The sequence below is a fragment of the Agromyces sp. Y575 genome (assembly GCF_059445445.1).
On the sequence record NZ_JCAIUI010000001.1, the window covers coordinates 631,065 to 652,219 of the forward strand.

General features: G+C 67.8%; 16 protein-coding genes and 1 tRNA gene. 2 read left to right on the top strand and 15 right to left on the bottom strand.

The features are described from left to right. Positions 1-104 precede the first annotated feature (104 nt). Positions 105-2,801: a DNA polymerase I gene (gene polA, locus AC1C2U_RS03065; protein ID WP_495360246.1), complete on the bottom strand. Its 2,697-nt coding sequence runs from the start codon at positions 2,799-2,801 to the stop codon at positions 105-107. A 57-nt stretch (positions 2,802-2,858) separates the two neighbouring features. Between polA and AC1C2U_RS03070 the strand changes: the two genes are divergently transcribed. Then, on the top strand, positions 2,859-3,278 hold the full coding sequence (locus AC1C2U_RS03070) for a hotdog fold thioesterase (protein ID WP_495360247.1): 420 nt from the start codon (positions 2,859-2,861) through the stop codon (positions 3,276-3,278). An 87-nt stretch (positions 3,279-3,365) separates the two neighbouring features. Here the strand turns inward: AC1C2U_RS03070 and AC1C2U_RS03075 are convergent, their stop codons facing one another. Beyond that, on the bottom strand, positions 3,366-3,971 hold the full coding sequence (locus tag AC1C2U_RS03075) for an ANTAR domain-containing response regulator (RefSeq protein ID WP_495353845.1): 606 nt from the start codon (positions 3,969-3,971) through the stop codon (positions 3,366-3,368). 36 nt (positions 3,972-4,007) lie between these two features. Here AC1C2U_RS03075 and AC1C2U_RS03080 point away from each other — a divergent pair. Further along, positions 4,008-4,090 (top strand) — tRNA-Leu (locus AC1C2U_RS03080). Between the two features lie 21 nt (positions 4,091-4,111). On the opposite strand, the gene AC1C2U_RS03085 is transcribed toward AC1C2U_RS03080, so the two are convergent. The 13 genes from AC1C2U_RS03085 to AC1C2U_RS03145 form a co-directional block, all read right to left on the bottom strand. Next, positions 4,112-5,329, bottom strand: coding sequence for a Fic family protein (locus tag AC1C2U_RS03085; protein ID WP_495360248.1), 1,218 nt, complete (start codon positions 5,327-5,329; stop codon positions 4,112-4,114). Positions 5,330-5,376: 47 nt separating this feature from the next. Next, on the bottom strand, positions 5,377-5,841 hold the full coding sequence (locus AC1C2U_RS03090; protein ID WP_495360249.1) for an SRPBCC family protein: 465 nt from the start codon (positions 5,839-5,841) through the stop codon (positions 5,377-5,379). Between the two features lie 131 nt (positions 5,842-5,972). Then, a complete protein-coding gene (locus AC1C2U_RS03095; RefSeq protein ID WP_495360250.1) occupies positions 5,973-7,142 on the bottom strand; it encodes a DUF2776 family protein in 1,170 nt (389 codons plus the stop codon). A 70-nt stretch (positions 7,143-7,212) separates the two neighbouring features. Continuing rightward, positions 7,213-8,628 carry a pyruvate kinase gene (pyk, locus tag AC1C2U_RS03100; RefSeq protein ID WP_495360251.1) on the bottom strand — a complete coding sequence of 472 codons (1,416 nt, stop codon included), beginning with the start codon at positions 8,626-8,628 and terminating at the stop codon, positions 7,213-7,215. 73 nt (positions 8,629-8,701) lie between these two features. Then, positions 8,702-10,159 (bottom strand): glutamate synthase subunit beta, encoded by a 1,458-nt coding sequence (locus tag AC1C2U_RS03105; RefSeq protein WP_495360252.1) that lies wholly within the window; start codon positions 10,157-10,159, stop codon positions 8,702-8,704. Continuing rightward, the gene (gltB, locus tag AC1C2U_RS03110) at positions 10,152-14,744 is read right to left on the bottom strand and encodes a glutamate synthase large subunit (RefSeq protein ID WP_495360253.1); all 4,593 of its coding nucleotides are present in this window, start codon (positions 14,742-14,744) and stop codon (positions 10,152-10,154) included. The genes AC1C2U_RS03105 and gltB overlap by 8 nt, the downstream gene beginning before the upstream one ends. Before the next feature lie 98 nt (positions 14,745-14,842). Beyond that, positions 14,843-15,832 carry a prolipoprotein diacylglyceryl transferase gene (lgt, locus tag AC1C2U_RS03115; protein ID WP_495360254.1) on the bottom strand — a complete coding sequence of 330 codons (990 nt, stop codon included), beginning with the start codon at positions 15,830-15,832 and terminating at the stop codon, positions 14,843-14,845. 57 nt (positions 15,833-15,889) lie between these two features. Then, positions 15,890-16,675, bottom strand: a complete 786-nt coding sequence (gene trpA / locus AC1C2U_RS03120; RefSeq protein ID WP_495360255.1) for a tryptophan synthase subunit alpha — start codon at positions 16,673-16,675, stop codon at positions 15,890-15,892. Continuing rightward, the gene (gene trpB / locus AC1C2U_RS03125) at positions 16,672-17,880 is read right to left on the bottom strand and encodes a tryptophan synthase subunit beta (RefSeq protein WP_495360256.1); all 1,209 of its coding nucleotides are present in this window, start codon (positions 17,878-17,880) and stop codon (positions 16,672-16,674) included. The genes trpA and trpB overlap by 4 nt, the downstream gene beginning before the upstream one ends. 1 nt (position 17,881) lies before the next feature. Beyond that, on the bottom strand, positions 17,882-18,655 hold the full coding sequence (gene trpC / locus AC1C2U_RS03130; RefSeq protein ID WP_495360257.1) for an indole-3-glycerol phosphate synthase TrpC: 774 nt from the start codon (positions 18,653-18,655) through the stop codon (positions 17,882-17,884). Then, positions 18,655-18,885 (bottom strand): DUF6704 family protein, encoded by a 231-nt coding sequence (locus AC1C2U_RS03135; RefSeq protein ID WP_495360258.1) that lies wholly within the window; start codon positions 18,883-18,885, stop codon positions 18,655-18,657. The genes trpC and AC1C2U_RS03135 overlap by 1 nt, the downstream gene beginning before the upstream one ends. A 34-nt stretch (positions 18,886-18,919) precedes the next feature. Next, positions 18,920-19,606, bottom strand: coding sequence for a Trp biosynthesis-associated membrane protein (locus AC1C2U_RS03140; RefSeq protein WP_495360259.1), 687 nt, complete (start codon positions 19,604-19,606; stop codon positions 18,920-18,922). A gap of 11 nt (positions 19,607-19,617) precedes the next feature. Next, positions 19,618-21,144, bottom strand: a complete 1,527-nt coding sequence (locus AC1C2U_RS03145; RefSeq protein ID WP_495360260.1) for an anthranilate synthase component I — start codon at positions 21,142-21,144, stop codon at positions 19,618-19,620. Between the last annotated feature and the right edge of the window lie 11 nt (positions 21,145-21,155).

The following is a 21,155-nucleotide window of genomic DNA, read 5'->3' on the forward strand; positions in this document are numbered from 1 at the left end:
CGGCGACCCGGCAGAACTCGCACGCGAACTCCCCGGCGTGCGAGTTTCACCGTGCGAACGAGCAGTGTCCGGTCATGGGCGCTGCCACCACCGCGGCACCACGATCAGTGCGCAGCGTCCTCCCAGTTCGCGCCGCGCCCGATCTGCACGTCGAGCGGCACGAGCAGTTCGGCGGCGTGCGCCATGCGGTCGCGGACGACGGCCTCGAGCACCTCGGACTCCCCCTCTGCGACCTCGAAGATAAGCTCGTCGTGCACGGTCAGGAGCATGCGGCTGCCGAGCCCCTGTGCGGCGATGTCGGCCTCGACCTTCGCCATCGCGATCTTGATGATGTCGGCGGCCGAACCCTGGATCGGCGAGTTCAACGCAGCGCGCTCCGCGTTCTCACGGTGCACCCGGTTGGGGCTGTTCAAGTCGGGGAACGGGCGCCGGCGGCCGAAGATCGTCTCGGTGTATCCGTCGATCTTCGCCTGCTCGACCACGCTGCGCAGGTAGTCGCGTACGGCGCCGAACCGCTCGAAGTACTCCTTCATGAGCTGCGTGGCCTCAGCACGATCGATGCGGAGCTGCTTCGAGAGGCCGAATGCGCTCAGCCCGTAGGCGAGACCGTACGACATGGCCTTCACCTTGGTACGCATCACGGGGGTGACCTCGGAGGGCTCGACCGAGAACACTCGCGCACCGACGAATCGGTGGAGGTCTTCGCCGGCATTGAACGCTTCGATCAGGGCGGGGTCGCCCGAGAGGTGCGCCATGATGCGCATCTCGATCTGCGAGTAGTCGGCGGTGAGGAGCTCGGTGTATTCGGGGCCGTGACGGAACGCCTTGCGGATGCGCCGGCCGTCTTCGGTGCGGATCGGGATGTTCTGCAGGTTCGGGTCGTTCGAGGACATGCGACCCGTCGCCGCGCCGATCTGCCCGTAGCTCGTGTGGATGCGCCCGTCATCTGCGATCGACTTGTCGAGGGACTCGACGATCTGCCGCAGCTTCGTGGCGTCACGGTGCTCGAGCAGGTAGCCGAGGAAGGGATGCGGGTTCGACTCCTGCAGATCGGCCAGCGCACTCGCGTCTGTCGTGTAACCCGTCTTCGTCGCCCGTGTCTTCGGCATGCCGAGCTGGTCGAAGAGCACCTCTTGCAGTTGCTTCGGTGAACCGAGGTTGACCTCCCGGCCGATCTCCGCGAACGCCGCCTCGGCAAGGCCCGCTGCGCGAGTGCCGAGCTCGGAGGAGAGTTCGGCCAGCTCGGCGTGGTCGACGGTCACACCGCGCATCTCCATCGCAGCAAGCACCGACACCAGCGGCATCTCGATGTCGGCGAGCAGCTGCCGCGAGCTCTCGGGGAGGGCTCGGAGCACGACGGGGGCGACCCGGAGCGAGTACCAGGCATACTCGGGGGCGCCTGCGTCGCCGCCCTCTTCGGGCACGAGCTGAGCGGGATCGGCCTGCGGCACGGTCTCACCGAGATAGCGCTCGACGAGATCGGCGAGCGTCTTCTCGGCGAGGATCGGTCGCACGAGCCATCCGGCGACGAGGGTATCGACGACGAGCCCGTCGAACGCGAGCCCCGATCGCATGAGCGCCTTCAACTGCGGCTTCGCGTCGGTCATGATCTTCGGTGCGTCGCTCGCGAGCCATGCCTCGAACGGGGCGTAGTCGGGTCGCCCCGCCTGCCACGGCAGCTGCACGGTCTCGTCGGCGGTCGCGATGCCCGCGCCGATCACGAGGCCGTCGAGCACCTCGACGCTGAGGCCGAGGCCGGCGGGCTCGGCGGCGACGGCGCGCTCGATCCAGGCGGCGAGCTCTTCGTCGAGGAGGCGGCGCGGGTTGGGCGCTACGGGGGCGGCGGGCGCGTCTGCGGCCGGGGTTGCAGGCGCAGCGGATGTCGCGGCTGCGCCGTTGCCATTGCCGTTGCCCGCCGCGATCTTCTTCATGCGTTCGAAGAGCGTGCGGAACTCGAGCCGCTCGAACAACGGCTGCACCGCATCGATGTCGATCGGCTTCGCCTCGAGTTCGTCGAGCTCGACCTCGAGCTCGACATCGGTGACGAGCCGGTTGAGCCGGCGATTGCGGATCGCGTTCTCTTTCTCGTCGCGCAGGTTCTGCCCGACGACGCCCTTGATCTCGTCGGCGTGCTCGAGGATGCCGTCGAGGGAGCCGTAGAGGCCGAGCCACTTGACCGCGGTCTTCTCGCCGACCTTCGTGATGCCGATGAGGTTGTCGCTCGTCTCACCGACGAGCGCCGCGATGTCGGGGTACTGTTCGGGGCGGATGCCGTAGCGCTCGATCACCGCATCGGTGTCGTAGCGCTTCAGCTGGGAGACGCCCTGCGTGTTCGGGTAGAGCAGCGTGACATCGTCGTTGACGAGCTGGATGGTGTCGCGGTCGCCCGAGACCAGCAGCACCCGGTAGCCCTCTGCGCGCCCGCGCGCCGCGAGCGTCGCGAGGATGTCGTCGGCCTCGAAGTCCTCTTTCTCGATGGTGCGAATGCCCATCGCCTTCAGCGCGTCTTGCAGCAGCGGCACCTGCCCCTTGAACTCGACCGGTGTCTCACCGCGCGTGCCCTTGTACTCGGGGTACTCGCGAGTACGGAAGGAAGCGCGCGAGATGTCGAAGGCGACCGCGATGTGCGTCGGCTTCTCGTTCTGCAGCAGCAGGAGCAGCATCGACAGGAAGCCGTGGATGGCGTTCGTGTGCTGACCGTCGCGGGTGGTGAAACTGTCGACTGGGAGGGCGTAGAAGGCCCGGAAGGCCAACGAATGGCCGTCGACGACGAGGAGGGTAGGCTTTTCTGCGTCCGACACCCCCCAAGACTACAAGCGGCCGACGACACTGCCCGACGGCCCATCTCGAAGGCGAGCATGACTCAGACGAGCGACCCGATCGACTTCCTGCAAGTGCGTGGAACGGGCGCGCTGGCCGAGAAGATGGGCATCGAGTTCCTCGAGTTCTCCGTCGATCGTTCGGTCGCGAGAATGCCGGTCGAGGGCAACACGCAGCCCGCGATGCTGCTGCACGGCGGAGCGTACGTCGTGCTCGGCGAATCACTCGGTTCCATGGCCGCGAACCTCTGGGCCGGCGACGGCCGGCTCGCCGTCGGCATCGAGGTCAACGCGACCCACACCCGCTCCGCGACGAGCGGTTGGGTCACCGGCGTCTGCACGCCGATCCACCTCGGCCGCACCCTCACGACGCACGAGATCGCCATGACCGACGACGCGGGCCGGCGCTGTTCGACGATCCGCATCACGAACCTGATCAAAGACCTGCCGGTGGCCTGAGCAGGTACGGGAACAGCAAGCACGAGAACAGCGGATGCCGCGGCGACACGTGTCGCCGCGGCATCGGCTGTTGTGGAACGGTGTCGCCTACTTCTTCGCCGAAAGCTGCTCGATGATCGCCTGCGAGACGTCTTTCATGGTGAGACGGCGGTCCATCGATGCCTTCTGGATCCACCGGAACGCCTCGGGCTCGGTGAGCCCCATCTTCTCGTTGAGCAGGCCCTTCGCGCGATCGACGAGCTTTCGGGTCTCGAAACGCTCGACGAGGTCGCCGACCTCGGCCTCGAGCGCGATGATCTGCGCGTGGCGTGCGAGGGCGATCTCGATCGCGGGCAGCAGGTCGTTGGGGGTGAACGGCTTCACGACGTATGCGAGCGCACCCGCCTCGCTTGCCCGCTCGACGAGCTCCTTCTGGCTGAACGCCGTGAGAAGCACGACGGGCGCGATGTGGCCTTTCGAAAGTCGTTCGGCGGCCGAGATTCCGTCGAGCTGGGGCATCTTGACGTCCATGATGACGAGATCGGGCCGAAGCTCGGTCGCGAGCGCGACCGCGGTTTCGCCGTCTCCGGCCTCTCCGACGACCTCGAAGCCGTTGTCGCGCAGGATCTCGACGATGTCGAGGCGGATGAGCGACTCATCTTCGGCTACGACGACGCGGCGCGGTGCCGGCTGGGTTGATTCTGTGTCTGTCACGCAGGAAAGCCTACGGTATCCTGAGCGAGGCCCTTGGCCGGTGTGGCGGAATGGCAGACGCGGAGCACTCAAAATGCTTTGCCCGAAAGGGCGTGTGGGTTCGACCCCCACCACCGGCACGGAGCACGATCGGCTCCCGTTCAGAGGCGATCGCGACGAGCTCGCTCTCCGAAGGCGTCGAGAGCCCGCAGCACGTCGCTCGCCTGCCAGATGCGATAACGCGCACCGCCCGATGCCTTCGTGAGCACGCCTGCCTCCACGAGCTTGTCGATGGAGCTCTGCGCCGCCACCTCGCTGACGTTCAACGCGACGGCTGCCGTCTTCGCGAAGATCACGGGCTGTCGCAGCAGGTACTCCTTCAGACGATGCACCGACGAGTCCGCTCGTGCGGTCACCGCCGTGTTCCACCGGGCACTGATCTCTTGGATGTCGTCGACCAGGCGTCGGCCGTTGTTGATCGCGGTGAACGACGCTTCGGCGACGATTCCGACGATGTCGTTCGGGTCTCCGTCTCGGTACCTCGTGAGTGCCTCGAAATAGGCGTGCGTATCGCCGAGGAGTCCGGCTGAGACCGGCACCGCAACGTTCCGAGTGACTCCGCCTGCGCGCAGCATGCCCTGCAACAGCGCGCGCCCGGTGCGGCCATTGCCGTCTGGGAACGGGTGGATCGTCTCGAACTGGGCATGAGCGATCGCCGCTTGGGCGAGAACCGGGACATCTGTGCGCTGGGCGAACGCCACGAGATCCGACATCAGCTCGGCTACTCGGTCGTGATGGGGAGGCACGAACTTCGCTGCATGTGGTGAGATGCCGCCGCCACCGATCCAGACCTGTTGATCGCGCCACCGGCCGACGTAGTGCGGTGCGGATGACGTGAGCAGAGCTTCGTGCATCGCGATGATCGCGTTCTCGTCGAGACGGTCCGACAGCGCGATCGCCGCGTTCATCGCCCCCACGTTCGACACGACGAGGTCGGCGTTTCCGGAGCGGGACTCGCCGATCTCGGCAAGGGCGACCTGCTTCGCGCTCGAGGTGAGGTCTTCGACTTCGGAGCTGGAGGCACTCTCGGTGCGAAGCAGGATCGATGCGAAGGGAGCCGCGATGAGGCCTGTGCTCGTGTCGAACCGCGTCAGCTCATTGCTCGCATCATCTGCAAGGGCGAGCACTTCGGGTTCCAGCTCAACTCGCTCATTCGCGATCAGTGGCGGGATCGACGCCCGATAGTCTCCGGCGGCAGCCCGGAGGGCCCGGCGAGACGCCACTGCATCCCCCCGGCGTTCCCACGCACGGGCCTCGTACTCGACCGGCGGCCATGAGTTCGGGCGACGGCTCATCTGGCGCGGTTGATCGTTTGCCATGTCAACAGCTTACCAAAGGCTCTTTGAGTATCCTTTGCTCAGTTGAATCACTCAATCGCCGGTGGTGCGGCCAGGTATGCATTGCGCCGCTCGATGAGACGACGAAGATATGGGCCGATGACGAGCTCGGCGAGGCGGCCGAGCGGGCCGAGCGGGGCGAGCGGGGCGGCGAAGGCCACCCGATCGATCATGAGCGTGCCGACATCCTCGGCCGCCTCGAACCGATGCTCGTGCCGGAACCACCGGAACGGACCGCGCACCTGCTCGTCGACGAACGAGTCCGGCCGGCCGAGGTGCGTGATGCGACTCGTCATGTGGATCGGCACGCCGAAGTGCCACGCGCGCCACGTGACCTCCTCGCCGAGACCGATCACGCCCGAAGTCACCCCGTCGACGGCGCGCTCCCGTGTCGCCGCCATCGAGGCCGTGTGCGCGTCAATGCTGAGGGATCGATCGAACGCCGTCTCGACCGCGATCGGCAGACGGGTACGACACTCGAACTCGACGACCACTCCCGCATTCTGGCACGCAGGGAGACGGATGCCGCGACATCCGCTGCCCGACCAGGAGCGCGCGAAAGGAGCCGGTCCGATCGGACCGGCTCTCCTTCCACCGTGCTCGGGGTCGTGCCGAGGCGTCCGAGCTACTTCGACGTCCCCGCCTCGAGGATCGACACGATCGAGAACAGCGTGAAGCACACCGCGCCGAGACCCACCAGGACGTGCGCGCCGACGAAGAAGCCCGACTGGGTCGTGGTCGCCACGAAGAGGAACGCCGCGAAGAACAGGCAGGAGAGCGCCGTAGCTATCGGGATGATCGGAATCCGATTGGCGAGGGCGAAGACCTGGCGCCACACGAGCGCGAGCAGCAGCACCTTCGACAGGATGCTGAAGCAGATGAGGCCCAGACCGATCAGGACGGTCCCGGGGGCGAGGCGCGCCGGCTCATCCGAGCTGAACAGCACCACGAGCCCCAAGACAACGTTGATGGTTCCCATCGCGACGACCCACCACGACCAGCGGTAGCGCTCGGCGTCGCCGAACTCGTTGCGGACCTGTCTCACGATGCTCGCGACGAGCGCGATGAGTGCGGAGCAGATCAGCGACAGGCCGGTCAGGACGTGCCCCGCGACCAGCGCGGCGCTGCCGCCCCTCGCATACAGGGTCACCGCGATCACGAGCCCGACGAGTGCGAGCAGCGCGGGGATCGCGATCAGCACGGCACCGACACCACGTGAGTAGGCACCTTCCGGCGCACCGCCCCCGACGGGCCGCGCAGCGCTCTTCTGGATGAGCACGAACTTGGTCGACGCCGTGGCCACGGTGCTCACGCATCCCGCGATGAACCCGATACCGAGTACCACATGACCGGCCACGACGAACTGCGGCTCGTCGCCTCGACCGATGATCGTGATGCCCCAGATCACCGTCGCGAGGGCGACCGCGTACCCGAGCACCGGCAGCGCGACGACCCAGAACTGGCCGTACCGGTGAACGAGCTGACGAATGATCGTCGCGGCCGTCGTGAAGAGCGCGATGCAGATCGCGGTCAGGGCGATGTTGACGTGGCCTGCGACGAAGTGGTCCGCGTCGCTACCGCCCGACAGGACATAGAGCCCGAACCCGAGGCATACGGCCCCCATCACCAACGGGATCGCACGAAAGAGAACGCTGATCGACGGATTCAACTCCACTCCCCAGGTGGATGAGATGGTGCGTTCGCATTCTAGCAACACGTGAGTCCGGCCCGTCGGGCGGAGTCGCCCGCTCCGTGGTGTTCCACTCCCGCGCGAGGTGCCCCCGAACCGCGACATCCGCACCCCGCCTGTGAGCGCGCGAACGGAGCCGGCCCCTCAGCGGGACCGGCTCCTCGCGGGCTGACGGCTAGAGCACCTCGCCGACGACATGCACACGGACGTCGTTCGTGGTGCCCCGGATTCCAGGAGGGGAACCCGAGATGAGCACGACCTTCTCGCCCTTGGTTGCCTTGCCGGTCTTGGCGAGCACCTCGTCGACTTGACCGACCATCTGGTCGGTGTGCGTCACGCGGGCCACGACGAAGGACTCGACGCCCCAGTTGAGGGCGAGGCGACGACGGATCGCGGGGTCGGGCGTGAATGCGAGGATGGGGATCGCCGAACGCAGGCGCGTCATGCGACGCACCGATTCGCCAGACTCGGTGAAGACGCAGAGGTACTTCGCCTCGACGAAGTCGGCGACCTCGACGGCCGCGGCCGTGATGGCGCCGGCCTGGGTGCGTGGCTTCGTGCCGAGCGGCAGGATGCGATCGAGCCCGTGCTGCTCCGTCGACTCGACGATGCGGGCCATCGTCTGCACAGTGATGACGGGGTACTCCCCCACGCTCGTCTCGCCCGAGAGCATCACCGCGTCGGCGCCGTCGAGCACGGCATTTGCGACGTCCGAAGTCTCGGCGCGTGTCGGCACCGGGCTGTGGATCATCGACTCGAGCATCTGCGTGGCCACGATGACGGGCTTGGCGAGACGACGAGCGATCTCGACAGCGCGCTTCTGCACGATCGGCACAGCCTCGAGGGGCAGTTCGACGCCGAGGTCGCCACGGGCGACCATGATGGCGTCGAAGGCCTCGGTGATCTCTTCGAGGGCTTCGACGGCCTGCGGCTTCTCGATCTTCGCGACGACGGGCACGCGACGCCCCACCTCGTCCATGATCTCGTGCACGCGAGTGATGTCAGAGGCGTCCCGCACGAAGGAGAGCGCGATGAGGTCGGCGCCGAGCTCGAGACCCCAGCGGAGGTCGGCCTCGTCTTTGTCGGAGAGCGCGGGCACATTCACCGCCACACCGGGCAGGTTGATGCCCTTGTTGTTCGACACCGGGCCGGCCACGATGACCCGGGTCGTGACGACGGTGCCATCGGTCTCGACGACCTCGACGCGCACCTTGCCATCGTCGATGAGCAGGAAGTCGCCCGGTTTCACGTCGTCGGGCAGGCCCTTGTACGTCGTGCTGACGAGTTCCTTCGTACCGAGCACGTCATCGGTGGTGATCTTGAAGATGTCGCCCTCGGCGAGCTCGTGCGGCCCGTCGGCGAACTTGCCGAGCCGGATCTTGGGCCCCTGGAGGTCGACGAGAACGGCGACCGCCTTGCCGCTGTCGTTGGCGGCCTTGCGAACGTTCTGGTAAACGCCCTCGTGCACGTCGTAACTGCCGTGGCTGAGGTTCATCCGCGCGACATCGACGCCCGCATCGATGATCGCCCGGATCTGTTCATAGCTCGATGTCGCAGGCCCGAGGGTGGCGACGATCTTCGCTCGTCTCATGTGGTGTGTGCTCCCGATGTTCCGCGCAAAGCGCTGGGTTGTTGGTCGAAGCGCGCCGTGCGGCGCGCAGTGGTCAGATGGAGAACGCCTGTGCCGTCGAGGGGATCGGTGCGGGCAGCAGGGTCTCGCCTTCAAGGTAGCGGTCGACAGCGGATGCCGCAGCACGGCCTTCCGCGATCGCCCACACGATCAGGGACTGTCCGCGGCCGGCATCGCCGGCCACGAACACGCCCGGTTGTGCCGTCGCGTAGTCGGCCGCGCGCGCGATGTTGCCGCGGTCGGTGACCGGCAGCCGCATCTGCTCGTCGAGCGCCCCGGTCTCGGGGCCGGTGAATCCGAGCGCGAGCAGCACGAGGTCAGCGGGAATCTCCCGCTCAGTGCCGGCCTTCGGAACTCGGCGCCCATCGAGGTACTCGGTCTCGGCGACGCGGATGGCTCGAACCTCGCCCGCCTCGTTTGCGAGGAACTCGACCGTCGAGGCGAGGAACTGGCGGATGCCGCCCTCTTCGTGCGCGCTCTGCACCTCGAACAGCGTCGGGTGCATCGGCCATGGCTGGTGCTCGGGCCGGCTGGCGCCCGGCTCCTTGCCGATCGCGAGATTGGTGACCGACAGGGCGCCCTGACGGTGCGCGGTACCGATGCAGTCGGCCCCGGTGTCGCCGCCGCCGAGGACGACGACGTGCTTGCCCTCCGCCGTGATCTGGTCGAAGACCTGGTCGCCGGCGAGGTGGCGGTTGGACTGGGTCAGGTAGTCCATGGCGAAGTGCACGCCCGGCAGGTCGCGCCCGGGAACGGGCAGGTCACGCGGCACGATCGCTCCGGTCGCGACCACGACGGCGTCGTAGCGCTCGCGGAGCTGGGCCCAGGTGATGTCGACGCCGATGTTCACTCCGGCACGGAAGCGGGTGCCCTCGGCCGTCATCTGCGCGAGGCGCACGTCGAGGTGCTTCTTCTCCATCTTGAAGTCGGGGATGCCGTAGCGAAGCAGGCCGCCGATGCGGTCGTCGCGCTCGAAGACGGCGACCGTGTGCCCCGCACGCGTCAGCTGCTGTGCGGCAGCCAGGCCGGCTGGGCCGGAGCCGACGACCGCGACGGTCTTGCCCGTGAGCCGACCGGGCGGCTGCGGCTGCACCCAACCGTGTCCGAACGCCTGATCGATGATCGAGACTTCGACCTGCTTGATGGTCACGGCGGGCTGGTTGATGCTGAGCACGCACGACGACTCGCAGGGAGCGGGGCAGAGCCGGCCGGTGAACTCTGGGAAGTTGTTCGTCGCGTGGAGCCGGTCTGCTGCCGCGCGACCCTCACCGCGGTACATGAGGTCGTTCCACTCGGGGATCAGGTTGCCGAGCGGGCACCCCTGATGGCAGAAGGGAATGCCGCAGTCCATGCAGCGGCCGGCCTGGCGGCGGAGCTGCGCCGGGTCGCCCTGTTCGTAGACCTCTTTGAAGTCCATGATGCGCACCGGAACTGGCCGCCGCTTGGGCAACTCGCGCTCGGTGACCTTCAGAAAGCCCTTCGGGTCAGCCATTCGTCACCTCCAGAATTCGCGTCCAAACCACGTCTCCGTCGGGGTCGAGCCCCTCGTCGACCGCGCTCTGACGAGTGCGGAGCACTGCGGCGTAGTCGCGCGGCAGCACCTTGGTGAACCGGTCGAACGCCGCGTCGCCAGTAGCGAGGAGTGCCGCGGCGACTGCGGAATCGGTGTTCGCGATGTGCTGTTCGAGCAGGTCGCGCACGATCTCGCGGTCGGCACTGCCGAGCGACGTCAGCTCGAGTTCTCCGGTGGTGAGGGACTCGCGGTTGACTCGTCCCTCGCGGAGCCCGAGCACGTAGGCGGTGCCGCCCGACATGCCGGCGCCGAGGTTTCGCCCCGTCTCCCCGAGGATCAACGCGAGACCACCGGTCATGTACTCGAGCGCGTGGTCGCCCACACCTTCGACGACCGCAGTCGCCCCCGAGTTGCGCACGAGGAACCGTTCACCCACGATGCCACGGATGAACATGCTGCCCTGCGTCGCCCCGTAGCCGATCACGTTGCCGGCGATCACGTTGCGTTCGGCCACGAATCCGCTATCGCTCGACGGACGGACGACGATCTGGCCGCCGGAGAGGCCCTTGCCCACGTAGTCGTTCGAGTCGCCCTCGAGTCGCAGGGTGATGCCGCTCGGCAGGAACGCACCGAACGACTGCCCGGCCGAACCGGTGAGCGTGACGTCGATCGATCCGGCGGGCAGACCGTGCTCGCCACGACGGACCGTGACCTCGTGTCCGAGCATCGTGCCGACCGCGCGCTCGGTGTTGCGAATCGGCAGGGCGATCTCGACCGTGCCGCCCTGCTCGAGCACGAGCTTGCTGCGACGGATGAGCTCGTTGTCGAAGTGCTTCTCGAGCTCGTGGTCTTGCGCGCGAGCGTTGCGCCGCGGCTCGGCCTCGGCGAAGTCGGGGCCGACGAGCACCGGGGACAGGTCGAGGCCCGACGCCTTCCAGTGATCGACGGCACGGTCGACGTCGAGCAGTTCGCGTCGACCGATGATCTCGTCGATCGATCGGTAGCCGAGTTCGGCGAGGTACTCTCGCACCTCTTGGGCGATGAACTCGAAGAAGTTGACGACGAACTCGGGCTTGCCCGAGAAGCGCTTGCGCAGCTCGGGGTTCTGGGTCGCGACGCCGACGGGGCAGGTGTCGAGGTGGCAGACGCGCATCATGACGCAGCCCTGCACGACGAGAGGTGCGGTGGCGAAGCCGAATTCCTCGGCGCCGAGCAGCGCGCCGATCACGACATCTCGGCCGGTCTTCAGCTGCCCGTCGACCTGCACCACCACGCGGTCGCGCATGCCGTTGAGCATGAGCGTCTGCTGGGTCTCGGCGAGGCCGAGCTCCCACGGCGTGCCGGCGTGCTTCAGCGAGTTCAGCGGGCTCGCCCCGGTGCCGCCATCGTGTCCTGAGACGAGGATCACGTCGGCGAGAGCTTTGGCCGTGCCTGCGGCGACCGCGCCGATGCCCGACTGGCTCACGAGCTTCACGTGCACGCGAGCCTTCGGATTCGCGCGCTTCAGGTCGAAGATCAGCTGCTTGAGGTCTTCGATGGAGTAGATGTCGTGGTGCGGCGGCGGCGAGATCAGGCCGACACCGGCGGTCGCGTGCCTGGTGCGCGCCACCCACGGGTACACCTTCGTCGGCGGCAACTGACCGCCCTCGCCGGGCTTGGCACCCTGGGCGAGCTTGATCTGGATGTCGTCGGCGTGCGTGAGGTACATGCTCGTGACGCCGAACCGGCCCGATGCGACCTGCTTGATCGCGCTGCGTCGCTCGGGGTCGAGCAGCCGGTCGAGGTCTTCACCGCCTTCGCCCGTATTGGACTTGGCGCCGAGGCGGTTCATCGCGATCGCGAGCGACTCGTGCGCTTCCTTCGAGATCGAGCCGTAGCTCATCGCACCGGTCGAGAATCGCTTGACGATCGACTCGATGGATTCGACCTCATCGATCGGCACGGCCGCGCGAGTGCCGGTGCGCAGCGCGAACATGCCGCGCAGCGTCATGAGCTCTTCGGCCTGCGCGTCGACGAGCGAGGTGTACTCGCGGAACACGTCATACCGCCGGTTCCTCGTGGAGTGCTGCAGGCGGAAGACGGTCTCGGGGTTGAAGAGGTGGGGCGAGCCGTCGCGACGCCACTGGTACTCGCCGCCGGTGCTCAGACGCTCGTGCGCGCGCACTGCGGCGTCTTGCGGGTACGCCTGGGTGTGCCGGTCGAGGTTCTCGACCGCGATCACGTCGATGCCCACCCCGCCGAGCTTGGAGGTCGTGCCGGTGAAGAACTCGTCGATGAAACCCTGCGCCAGACCGATGGCCTCGAAGGCCTGCGCGCCGCCATACGAGGAGATGGTCGAGATGCCCATCTTCGACATGATCTTCAGCACGCCCTTGCCGAGCGCCTTGATGACGTTTCGCACGGCCTCTTCGGGCGTCACACCGGTGATCACGCCCGAACGCACGAGGTCTTCGCACGTCTCCATCGCGAGGTAGGGGTTCACAGCGGATGCCCCGTAGCCGATGAGCAGCGCGACGTGATGCACCTCGCGCACATCGCCCGCCTCGACGACGAGTCCGACCTTCATGCGGTTCTCTGCGCGGATGAGATGGTGGTGCACCGCCGAGAGCATGAGCAGCGACGGAATCGGCGCAAGGTCTTTGTTGGAGTCCCGGTCGCTCAGCACGATGAAGGCAGCGCCGGCCTCGATGGCCTCGTCGACCTCACCGCAAATCGCCGTGAGACGGTTGCGCATCGCCTCGGGGCCCTCGTCGAAGCGGTAGAGGCCGCGCACGGTGACCGTCGTGCGGCGCCCGGGTGTCGGGTCGATGTGCACGATCTTCGCGAGCTCGTCGTTGTCGATCACCGGGAACGTGAGCGAGACCTGCCGGGCGTGCTCAGGGCCTGCGTCGAGCAGGTTGCGTTCGGGGCCGAGGGAGGTGCCGAGCGAGGTGACGACCGCCTCGCGGATCGAGTCGAGCGGCGGGTTGGTGACCTGCGCGAACTGCTGCGTGAAGTAGTCGAAGAGCAGGCGCGGGCGCTCGGAGAGCACTGCGATCGGCGTGTCGGAGCCCATCGCTCCGAGAGGCTCCGCCCCGGTGCGCGCCATCGGCGCGAGCAGGATCCTCACCTCTTCCTCGGTGTAGCCGAAAGTGCGCTGGCGCCGATTGACGGATGCCGGCGGGTGCACGATGTGCTCACGTTCGGGTAGGTCGGCCAACTGGATGCGCCCCTGCTCGAGCCAGTCGCCCCACGGCTCGGATGCGGCGAGCTCCGCCTTGATCTCGTCGTCTTCGATGAGGCGACCAGCCTCGGTGTCGACGAGGAACATGCGCCCCGGCCGCAGCCGGCCCTTGCGCACGATGCGACTCTGCTCGATGTCGAGCACGCCGATCTCGCTCGCGAGCACGACGAGTCCGTCGTCGGTCACGACGTATCGACCCGGGCGCAGTCCGTTGCGGTCGAGGGTCGCGCCGACGAGTGCGCCATCGGTGAAGACGATCGCCGCCGGGCCGTCCCATGGCTCCATGAGCATCGAGTGGTACTCGTAGAACGCGCGCCGCTCGGCGTCGATCTCAGTCTGGTTCTCCCATGCCTCGGGCACCATCATCATGACGGCGTGCGGCAGGCTGCGGCCGGCGAGCGTCAATAGCTCCACGACCTCGTCAAAGGAGGCGGAGTCGCTCGCGCCCGGCGTGACGATCGGCCGGATCGGCGCGAGGTCGCCGAGGAGCTCCGACTCGAGTTGCGACTGGCGCGCCCGCATCCAGTTGCGGTTGCCCTGGATCGTGTTGATCTCGCCGTTGTGCGCGATCATGCGGAACGGTTGGGCCAGCGGCCACGACGGGAAGGTGTTCGTCGAGTAGCGCGAGTGCACGAGCGCGAGCTTCGATGCGAAACGCTCATCGGAGAGGTCGGGGTAGAAGGGCTCGAGTTGCAGCGTCGTGACCATGCCCTTGTAGACGAGGGTGCGGCTCGACAGCGAGGCGAAGTACAGTTCGAGCTCGCGCTCGGCGCGCTTGCGCAACCGGAATGTGAGCCGGTCGAGCTCGATGCCCGACACGGTCGCACCGCTCGACGAGGTGGCCACGGCGTGCACGAACAGCTGCTGCACGACGGGCATCGCCGCGCGGGCGAGCGAGCCGAGTTCGTCGGGTCGTACCGGCACTTCGCGCCATCCGATCACCGAGAGGCCTTCGGATGCCGCGAGCCCGGCCAGTGCCTGCTTGACCCTGCTGCGCGCGGTGGGGTCGACGGGCAGGAAGGCGTTGCCGACGGCGTATGCCCCGGCCGCCGGAAGCGCGAATGCGGTGACCGCACGGAGGAATTCGTCGGGCACCTGCGTGACGATGCCCGCCCCGTCGCCGGTGCCGGCGTCGGAACCGACGGCACCGCGGTGCTCGAGGTTGCGCAGGGCGTCGAGTGCCACGGTGATGATGTCGTGTCCGCCCGTGCCACGCAGGGTCGCGACCATCGCGAGGCCGCAGGCGTCCTTCTCATCGGCGGGGTCGTACATGCCCTGGGCAGCCGGAACGGTACCGAACCTCGAGAAGGGTGGGGTGAGCGACACGTGAACCGTCCTCATCAACTAAGTGTGCAGCGGGGGACGTCGTCGGCCCATCAAGGGAGATGTCGTGACGCGTGGTGCGGCGTCACTTTCGGAGAACGCGGTGTTGGGGCGACCTACTTCGAGGTGGATCGGCTGGGGCTTGTGGCCGCCGGTTCGCCCGATTCGCTCGCGCTCTCGACCTCATCGTCGAGTGAGTCGGAGTCGGACTCGGTGTCTTCGGAGTCTACCTCAGCATCCGGAGCGCTCCACTCACGCCCGGGCACGTACGGACTCGGCTCATCGCCGGTGTGACGGCGCCGCTGCACGAGGATCAGGACGATGCCGATGACGATCGCGGCGAAGGACGCCCAGACGTTCACCCGGATGCCCAGGAACATCTCGCTCGGGTCGACACGGATGGACTCGAAGAACGAGCGACCGGCGCCGTACCAGATGAGGTAGACGCCGAAGGCCTTGCCCCAGCGCATGTTGAACTTGCGCTCGAGCAGGATGATGACGGCGGCACCCGCGAGGTTCCAGATGAGTTCGTAGAGGAACGTGGGGTGGAAGAGCGTGCCTTCGGCCAGGCCGGCCGGGAAAGCGGCGTTGTCGGAGGAGATCTCGAGGCCCCACGGCAGGTCGGTCGGCGAGCCGAAGAGCTCGTGGTTGAACCAGTTGCCGAGGCGGCCGACCGCTTGTGCGACGAGCAGGCCGGGCGCAAGTGCGTCGGCGAACGACCAGAACCGGATTCCCGTGAACCTGCAGCCGATGATGACGCCGACCGCGCCGCCGATGAGGGCGCCGTAGATCGCGTTGCCGCCCTCCCAGATGGCGAAGACCGTCCACCACTCCTGCCCAGCGAAGTAGTCGGCGGGGTGCGTGAACACGTGGTAGAACCGGGCGCCGATGATGCCGAGGGGCACGGCCCAGAGTGCGATGTCGAGCACGATGCCGGGCTCTGCGCCGCGCTTGGTGAGCCGGCGCGACGTGATGATTACAGCGAGGATGATGCCGACGAGGATGCAGAGCGCGTAGGTGTTGATGACGAGAACGCCCCAGGGCACGGGGATCTCGAATGCGCGCCACGCGGGGTCTGGGCTCGGAATGCTGAACGGTGCGATCACGCCGGCTTGTGCCTTTCCTCAGTTGCGTCGGCCGCTGACGGCCTCAATGAGCGTACTTCACTCCGCGCGGGTTCCGCGCGAGAGTTCCGCGGCGAGCTCGCCGACGGCCGCCACACCGCCCGTCGCGAGTGCGTTCACGAGCGCCGAGCCCACGATCGCGCCCTCTGCGTACTCGAGCACCTCGGCGACCTGCGCGGCCGTGGAGATGCCGACACCGACGCAGCTCGCTGCCGCGCCTGCCTCGGTCAGCCGCTCGACGAGCGTGCGAGCCGCCCGGTCGACGTCGCTGCGCGCACCCGTGATGCCCATCGTCGACACGGCGTAGACGAAGCCGCGGCTCGCCTCGATGACCTGTTTGATGCGAACATCACTCGAAGTCGGGGCAGCGAGGAAGACCCGGTCGAGACCGGTGCGCTCGGATGCCGCGGTCCACGCCGCACCCTCGTCGGGGATGAGGTCGGGCGTGATGAGGCCCGCTCCCCCGGCCGCCGCGAGATCGTCGGCGAACCGGTCGACGCCGTACTGCACGACCGGGTTCCAGTAGGTCATGATCAGCACCGGGGCATCCACCCGCTCGGTGATGCGCCGCACGGCCTCGAAGCCGTCGGCGAGACGGAACCCGTTCGCGAGCGCTTGCTGCGTGGCGGCCTGGATGACCGGGCCGTCCATAACGGGATCGGAATACGGCAGGCCGAGCTCGATGGCGTCGACGCCGTTCTCGACCATGGCCACCGCCGCTTCGATGCTCTCGTCGAACGTCGGGAAGCCGACCGGAAGGTAGCCGATGAGGGCGCCGCGTGCCTCGTCGTTGCGACGGCGGATTACGGGACCGACCGTATTCATTCGGCGTTCTCCTGGTCGTAGAGCTCGAAATAGCGTGCCGCGGTGTCCATGTCTTTATCGCCGCGCCCCGACAGGTTCACGAGGATCGTCGCCTCCGGGCCGAGCTCGCGCCCGAGTTCGAGCGTGCCAGCGAGGGCGTGAGCCGATTCGATGGCCGGGATGATCCCCTCGGTGCGGGTGAGGAGCCGGAGCGCATTCATGGCCGCGACATCGGTCACGGGACGATAGGTCGCCCGGCCGAGTGCAGCGAGCCACGAGTGCTCGGGGCCGACGCCCGGGTAGTCGAGGCCCGCAGAGATCGAATGCGACTCGATCGTCTGGCCGTCATCGTCTTGCAGCAGGTAGCTGCGTGCACCGTGAAGCACACCAGGGCGCCCCTTCGTGATGGTCGCCGCGTGCCGCTCGGTATCGACGCCCTCACCGCCGGCTTCGAAGCCGTAGAGCGCGACGTCGGTGTCGTCGAGGAAGGCGTGGAAGATGCCGATCGCGTTCGAGCCGCCACCGACGCAGGCCGTGACCGCGGTGGGCAGCGCTCCGGTGAGGTCGATGACCTGCTGGCGGGCCTCTTCGCCGATGATCTTCTGGAAGTCGCGCACCATCTCGGGGAACGGGTGCGGGCCCGCGACCGTGCCGAAGATGTAGTTGGTCGTCTCGACGTTCGTGACCCAGTCGCGCATCGCCTCGTTGATCGCGTCTTTCAGCGTGCGCGAGCCTGCCTTCACGGCGATGACCTCAGCGCCGAGCAACCGCATTCGGGCGACGTTCAGCGCCTGCCGCTCGGTGTCGACCTCACCCATGTAGATGACGCATTCGAGCCCGAAGAGGGCCGCAGCGGTCGCCGTCGCGACGCCGTGCTGACCGGCACCCGTCTCGGCGATCACGCGCGACTTGCCGATGCGCTTCGTGAGCAGCGCTTGGCCGAGCACGTTGTTGATCTTGTGCGAACCCGTGTGGTTGAGGTCTTCGCGCTTCAGGATGACCCGGGCGCCGCCGGCGTGCGCCGCGAACCGCGGCACCTCGGTGATGATCGAGGGCCGACCCGTGTAGCTGCGCCCGAGCTCGGCGAGCTCGGCGCCGAACGCCGGATCGAGCTTCGCGAGATCGTATGCCTCGCCGAGCTCATCGAGGGCGGCGATGAGCGACTCGGGCACGAAGCGTCCGCCGAAGTCGCCGAAATACGGACCGGTCTGCGCTCTGAGCGCCATGTCACACCGCCAGGAAAGCTGAGAGGTTGGCAATCGGGTCGCCGCCCGTGACGAGCGCCTCGCCGACGAGCACGACATCGGCGCCCGATGAGCGGTAGTGCGCGACATCCGCAACCGAGAGCACCGCGGACTCCGCGACGCGGATCGCGCCCTCGGGGAATCGGGGAGCGAGTCGGCCGAAGAGGTCGCGGTCGAGTTCGAAGGTCGAGAGGTCGCGGGCGTTCACGCCGATGAGCCGCGCACCGAGCGCGGCAGCTCGCTCGAGCTCTGCGGCGGAATGGGTCTCGATGAGCGGCGTCATGCCGAGTTCGACGATGAGATCGTAGAGTTCGCGGAGCACGGTGTCATCGAGCGCAGCGACGATGAGGAGCACGAGGTCGGCGCCCGCGGCGCGAGCTTCGAACACCTGGTACGGCGTCGCGATGAAGTCTTTGCGAAGCACCGGCAGGGCGACGGCGCGGCGCACGGTCTCGAGGTCTGCGAGGGAGCCGCCGAACTTGCGGCCCTCGGTGAGCACGCTGATCGCGCTCGCACCACCCAGCTCGTAGCTCCGGGCGAGGGCGGCAGGGTCTGCGATCGACGCGAGCGAGCCGCGCGAAGGGCTCGAGCGCTTGATCTCTGCGATGACCTTCACGTGGGCCGCCGGTCGCAGCGCCTCGAGCGCATCGAGGGCGGCCGGGCGCGCGAGCGCGGCTGCCTCGACTTCGGCGAGCGGCGCGCTCTCGCGGCGCGCCAGAGCGTCGGCGACAGCGTTCGCCGTCAACTCATCGAGCATCAGTGCACCTTTTCGGCGACCTTCGAGCCGCCGACGCCGTAGCCGGCGCGCGTGAGCACCCAGCCGACGATGAGGCCGACGATGAGGAGCCCTGCCGACGCCCAGACGAGCCACTGCAGCTCGAAGAAGAACGCGACGGTGCCGATCACGAACGCGATGAGCATGATCGTGACGGCGGTCCATGCCGCGGGCGAGTGTCCGTGGCCGGGATCTGCGGTCTCAATGCTCATGATGCTCCTTCGTGCGGGGTTTTCGTCGGTCAGTCTAGCGGTTCGGACCGCTGGGGCTCTCGTCATGGTGCGGGTCGGCTGCATCGCCGTCGGTCGGATCGCCAGTCGATTCGTCGGCCGGTTCCCCGGTGGGGTCGTCGCCGCGGCTCAAGCCGTCCCAGTCGTCGATCGCGCGATCCGAGGCGGGGCGTTCGCCTTCGCCGGCCCCCGCATTCGACGCTCGCGCGCCACCGTAGCGCCGCGACGAGCCCGGCCAGCGGCCGCCGGTCACGAGCACCGCCAGGCCCGCGAGCACCATGAGCGCTCCGCCCACGATCGCGATCACCGGCCACAGCGTCGGGGATGCGGACGCCACGAGCTCGGCCGTCGGCGCGGCGCCGGCGACTCCCGTGGCCTCGGTGACCGCGGGAGACACTGCGGCGACCGGATCGGCCAGCGACATGCCCGCGGCGAGCAGCACGCACCCGCCGAGCACGATCTCGAGCACGCCGAGCACGACACGGATGCCCGGGCCCGCGATCGCCAGAGCGGCCACGAGGGCGAGCCCGGCGAGCCCGAGCGCGGCGAGTGCCGGTGAGGCGGCGCTGCCTGCGACAGCGACCGGCTCACCGGAACCGGCGACGGTGCTCGCCTCGATCACGAGTTCGAACCAAGTCTGGCTCCAGGAGAGCAGCACGAGCCCCGATGCGACGATCGTCGCGAGGATCGTCGGCAGCTTCATGCGCGCCGGCTTCATGACTGCACCCGTCTCATCGCGTTGGCCACCGCAACGGCGCGGAGCGGTGCAGCGGCCTTGTTGCGCGATTCCTGGTACTCGGACTCGGGATCGGAATCGGCGACGAGACCGCCGCCGGCCTGCACCCGGGCGACACCGCCCGAGATGGTGGCCGTGCGGATCGCGATCGCGAGGTCGGCGTCGCCGCCGAAACCGAAATACCCGACGACTCCCCCGTAGAGACCGCGCTGCGCCGGCTCGAGCTCATCGATGATCTCGAGCGCCCTCGGCTTCGGTGCGCCCGAGAGCGTGCCTGCTGGGAAGGTCGCACGGAACACGTCGATCGCGTTCGCCCCTGGCACGAGATCACCTTCGACGGACGAGACGAGGTGCATGATGTGGCTGAAGCGCTCGACGCGCATGAACTCGGTCACCTCGACGGATCCTGCGGTGCAGACCTTCGCGAGGTCGTTGCGGGCGAGGTCGACGAGCATCAGGTGCTCGGCCTGCTCCTTCGGGTCGGCGATGAGCTCTGATTCGAAGTCAGCATCCGCCTCGGGGGTCGCGCCTCGCGGCTTCGACCCGGCGATCGGATGCGTGAACACCCGGCTCTGCTGCACCTTCACGAGCGCCTCGGGTGAGGACCCGACGATCCAGTAGGGGTCACCCGCCGTGTCTTCGAGGTGCAGGAGGTACATGTACGGACTCGGGTTGAGGCTGCGGAGCACGCGGTACACATCGATCGGATGCGCCGTGGCCTGCTGCTCGAACCGCTGAGAGATGACTACCTGGAAGATGTCGCCGTCGTGGATGTACTCCTTCGAGCGATCGACGGCGGCGAGGAAGTCGGACTTCTCGGTGCGGTGCACAGGGTCGGCGGCACGTGTGAGATCGATCTCGGCGAGCCACGCCTCGGTGGGCTGCGCAAGACCGCGCTGCATGCGGTCGAGCCGCGTCTGCGCGTCGTTCCAGAGTGCACCGGCGTCGTCGCCACGGTCGTTCAACACCGATGCGATGAGCTGCACCGTGCCGGTGCGATGGTCGATCACGACGAGCTCGGAGACGAACGCGAACGCCTGTCCTGGCATCGGGAACTCCGACGGCGGGCGGTTCGGCAACCGCTCGATCTGACGGATCGCCTCCCAGCCGATGAAGCCGACGAGTCCGCCAGTGAGCGGCGGCGCACCGGGCACGTCTTCGGTGCGCCACCGTTCGAACAGAGCCTCGAGCGCTGCGAGCGGTGCGAGTTCTGCGGCTTCGCCGAGCGCGCGTTCTGCGCTGAGCCCGTAGTCCTGCCATTCCACCCGGTCATCGGCCTCGGTGATCACGCCGTACGACGAGACGCCCACGAAGGAGTACCGCGACCAGATGCCGCCCTGCTCCGCCGATTCGAGCAGGAATGTGCCCGGCCGGCCGGCCGCGAGCTTGCGGTAGATGCCCACCGGCGTCTCGCCGTCGGCGAAGAGTTCGCGCACGACGGGCACGACGCGGCGCCCCGCGAGCAGGGCGGTGAACTCGTCGAACGTGGTCGTGGCGTCGGCCAACGTGTGCTCCT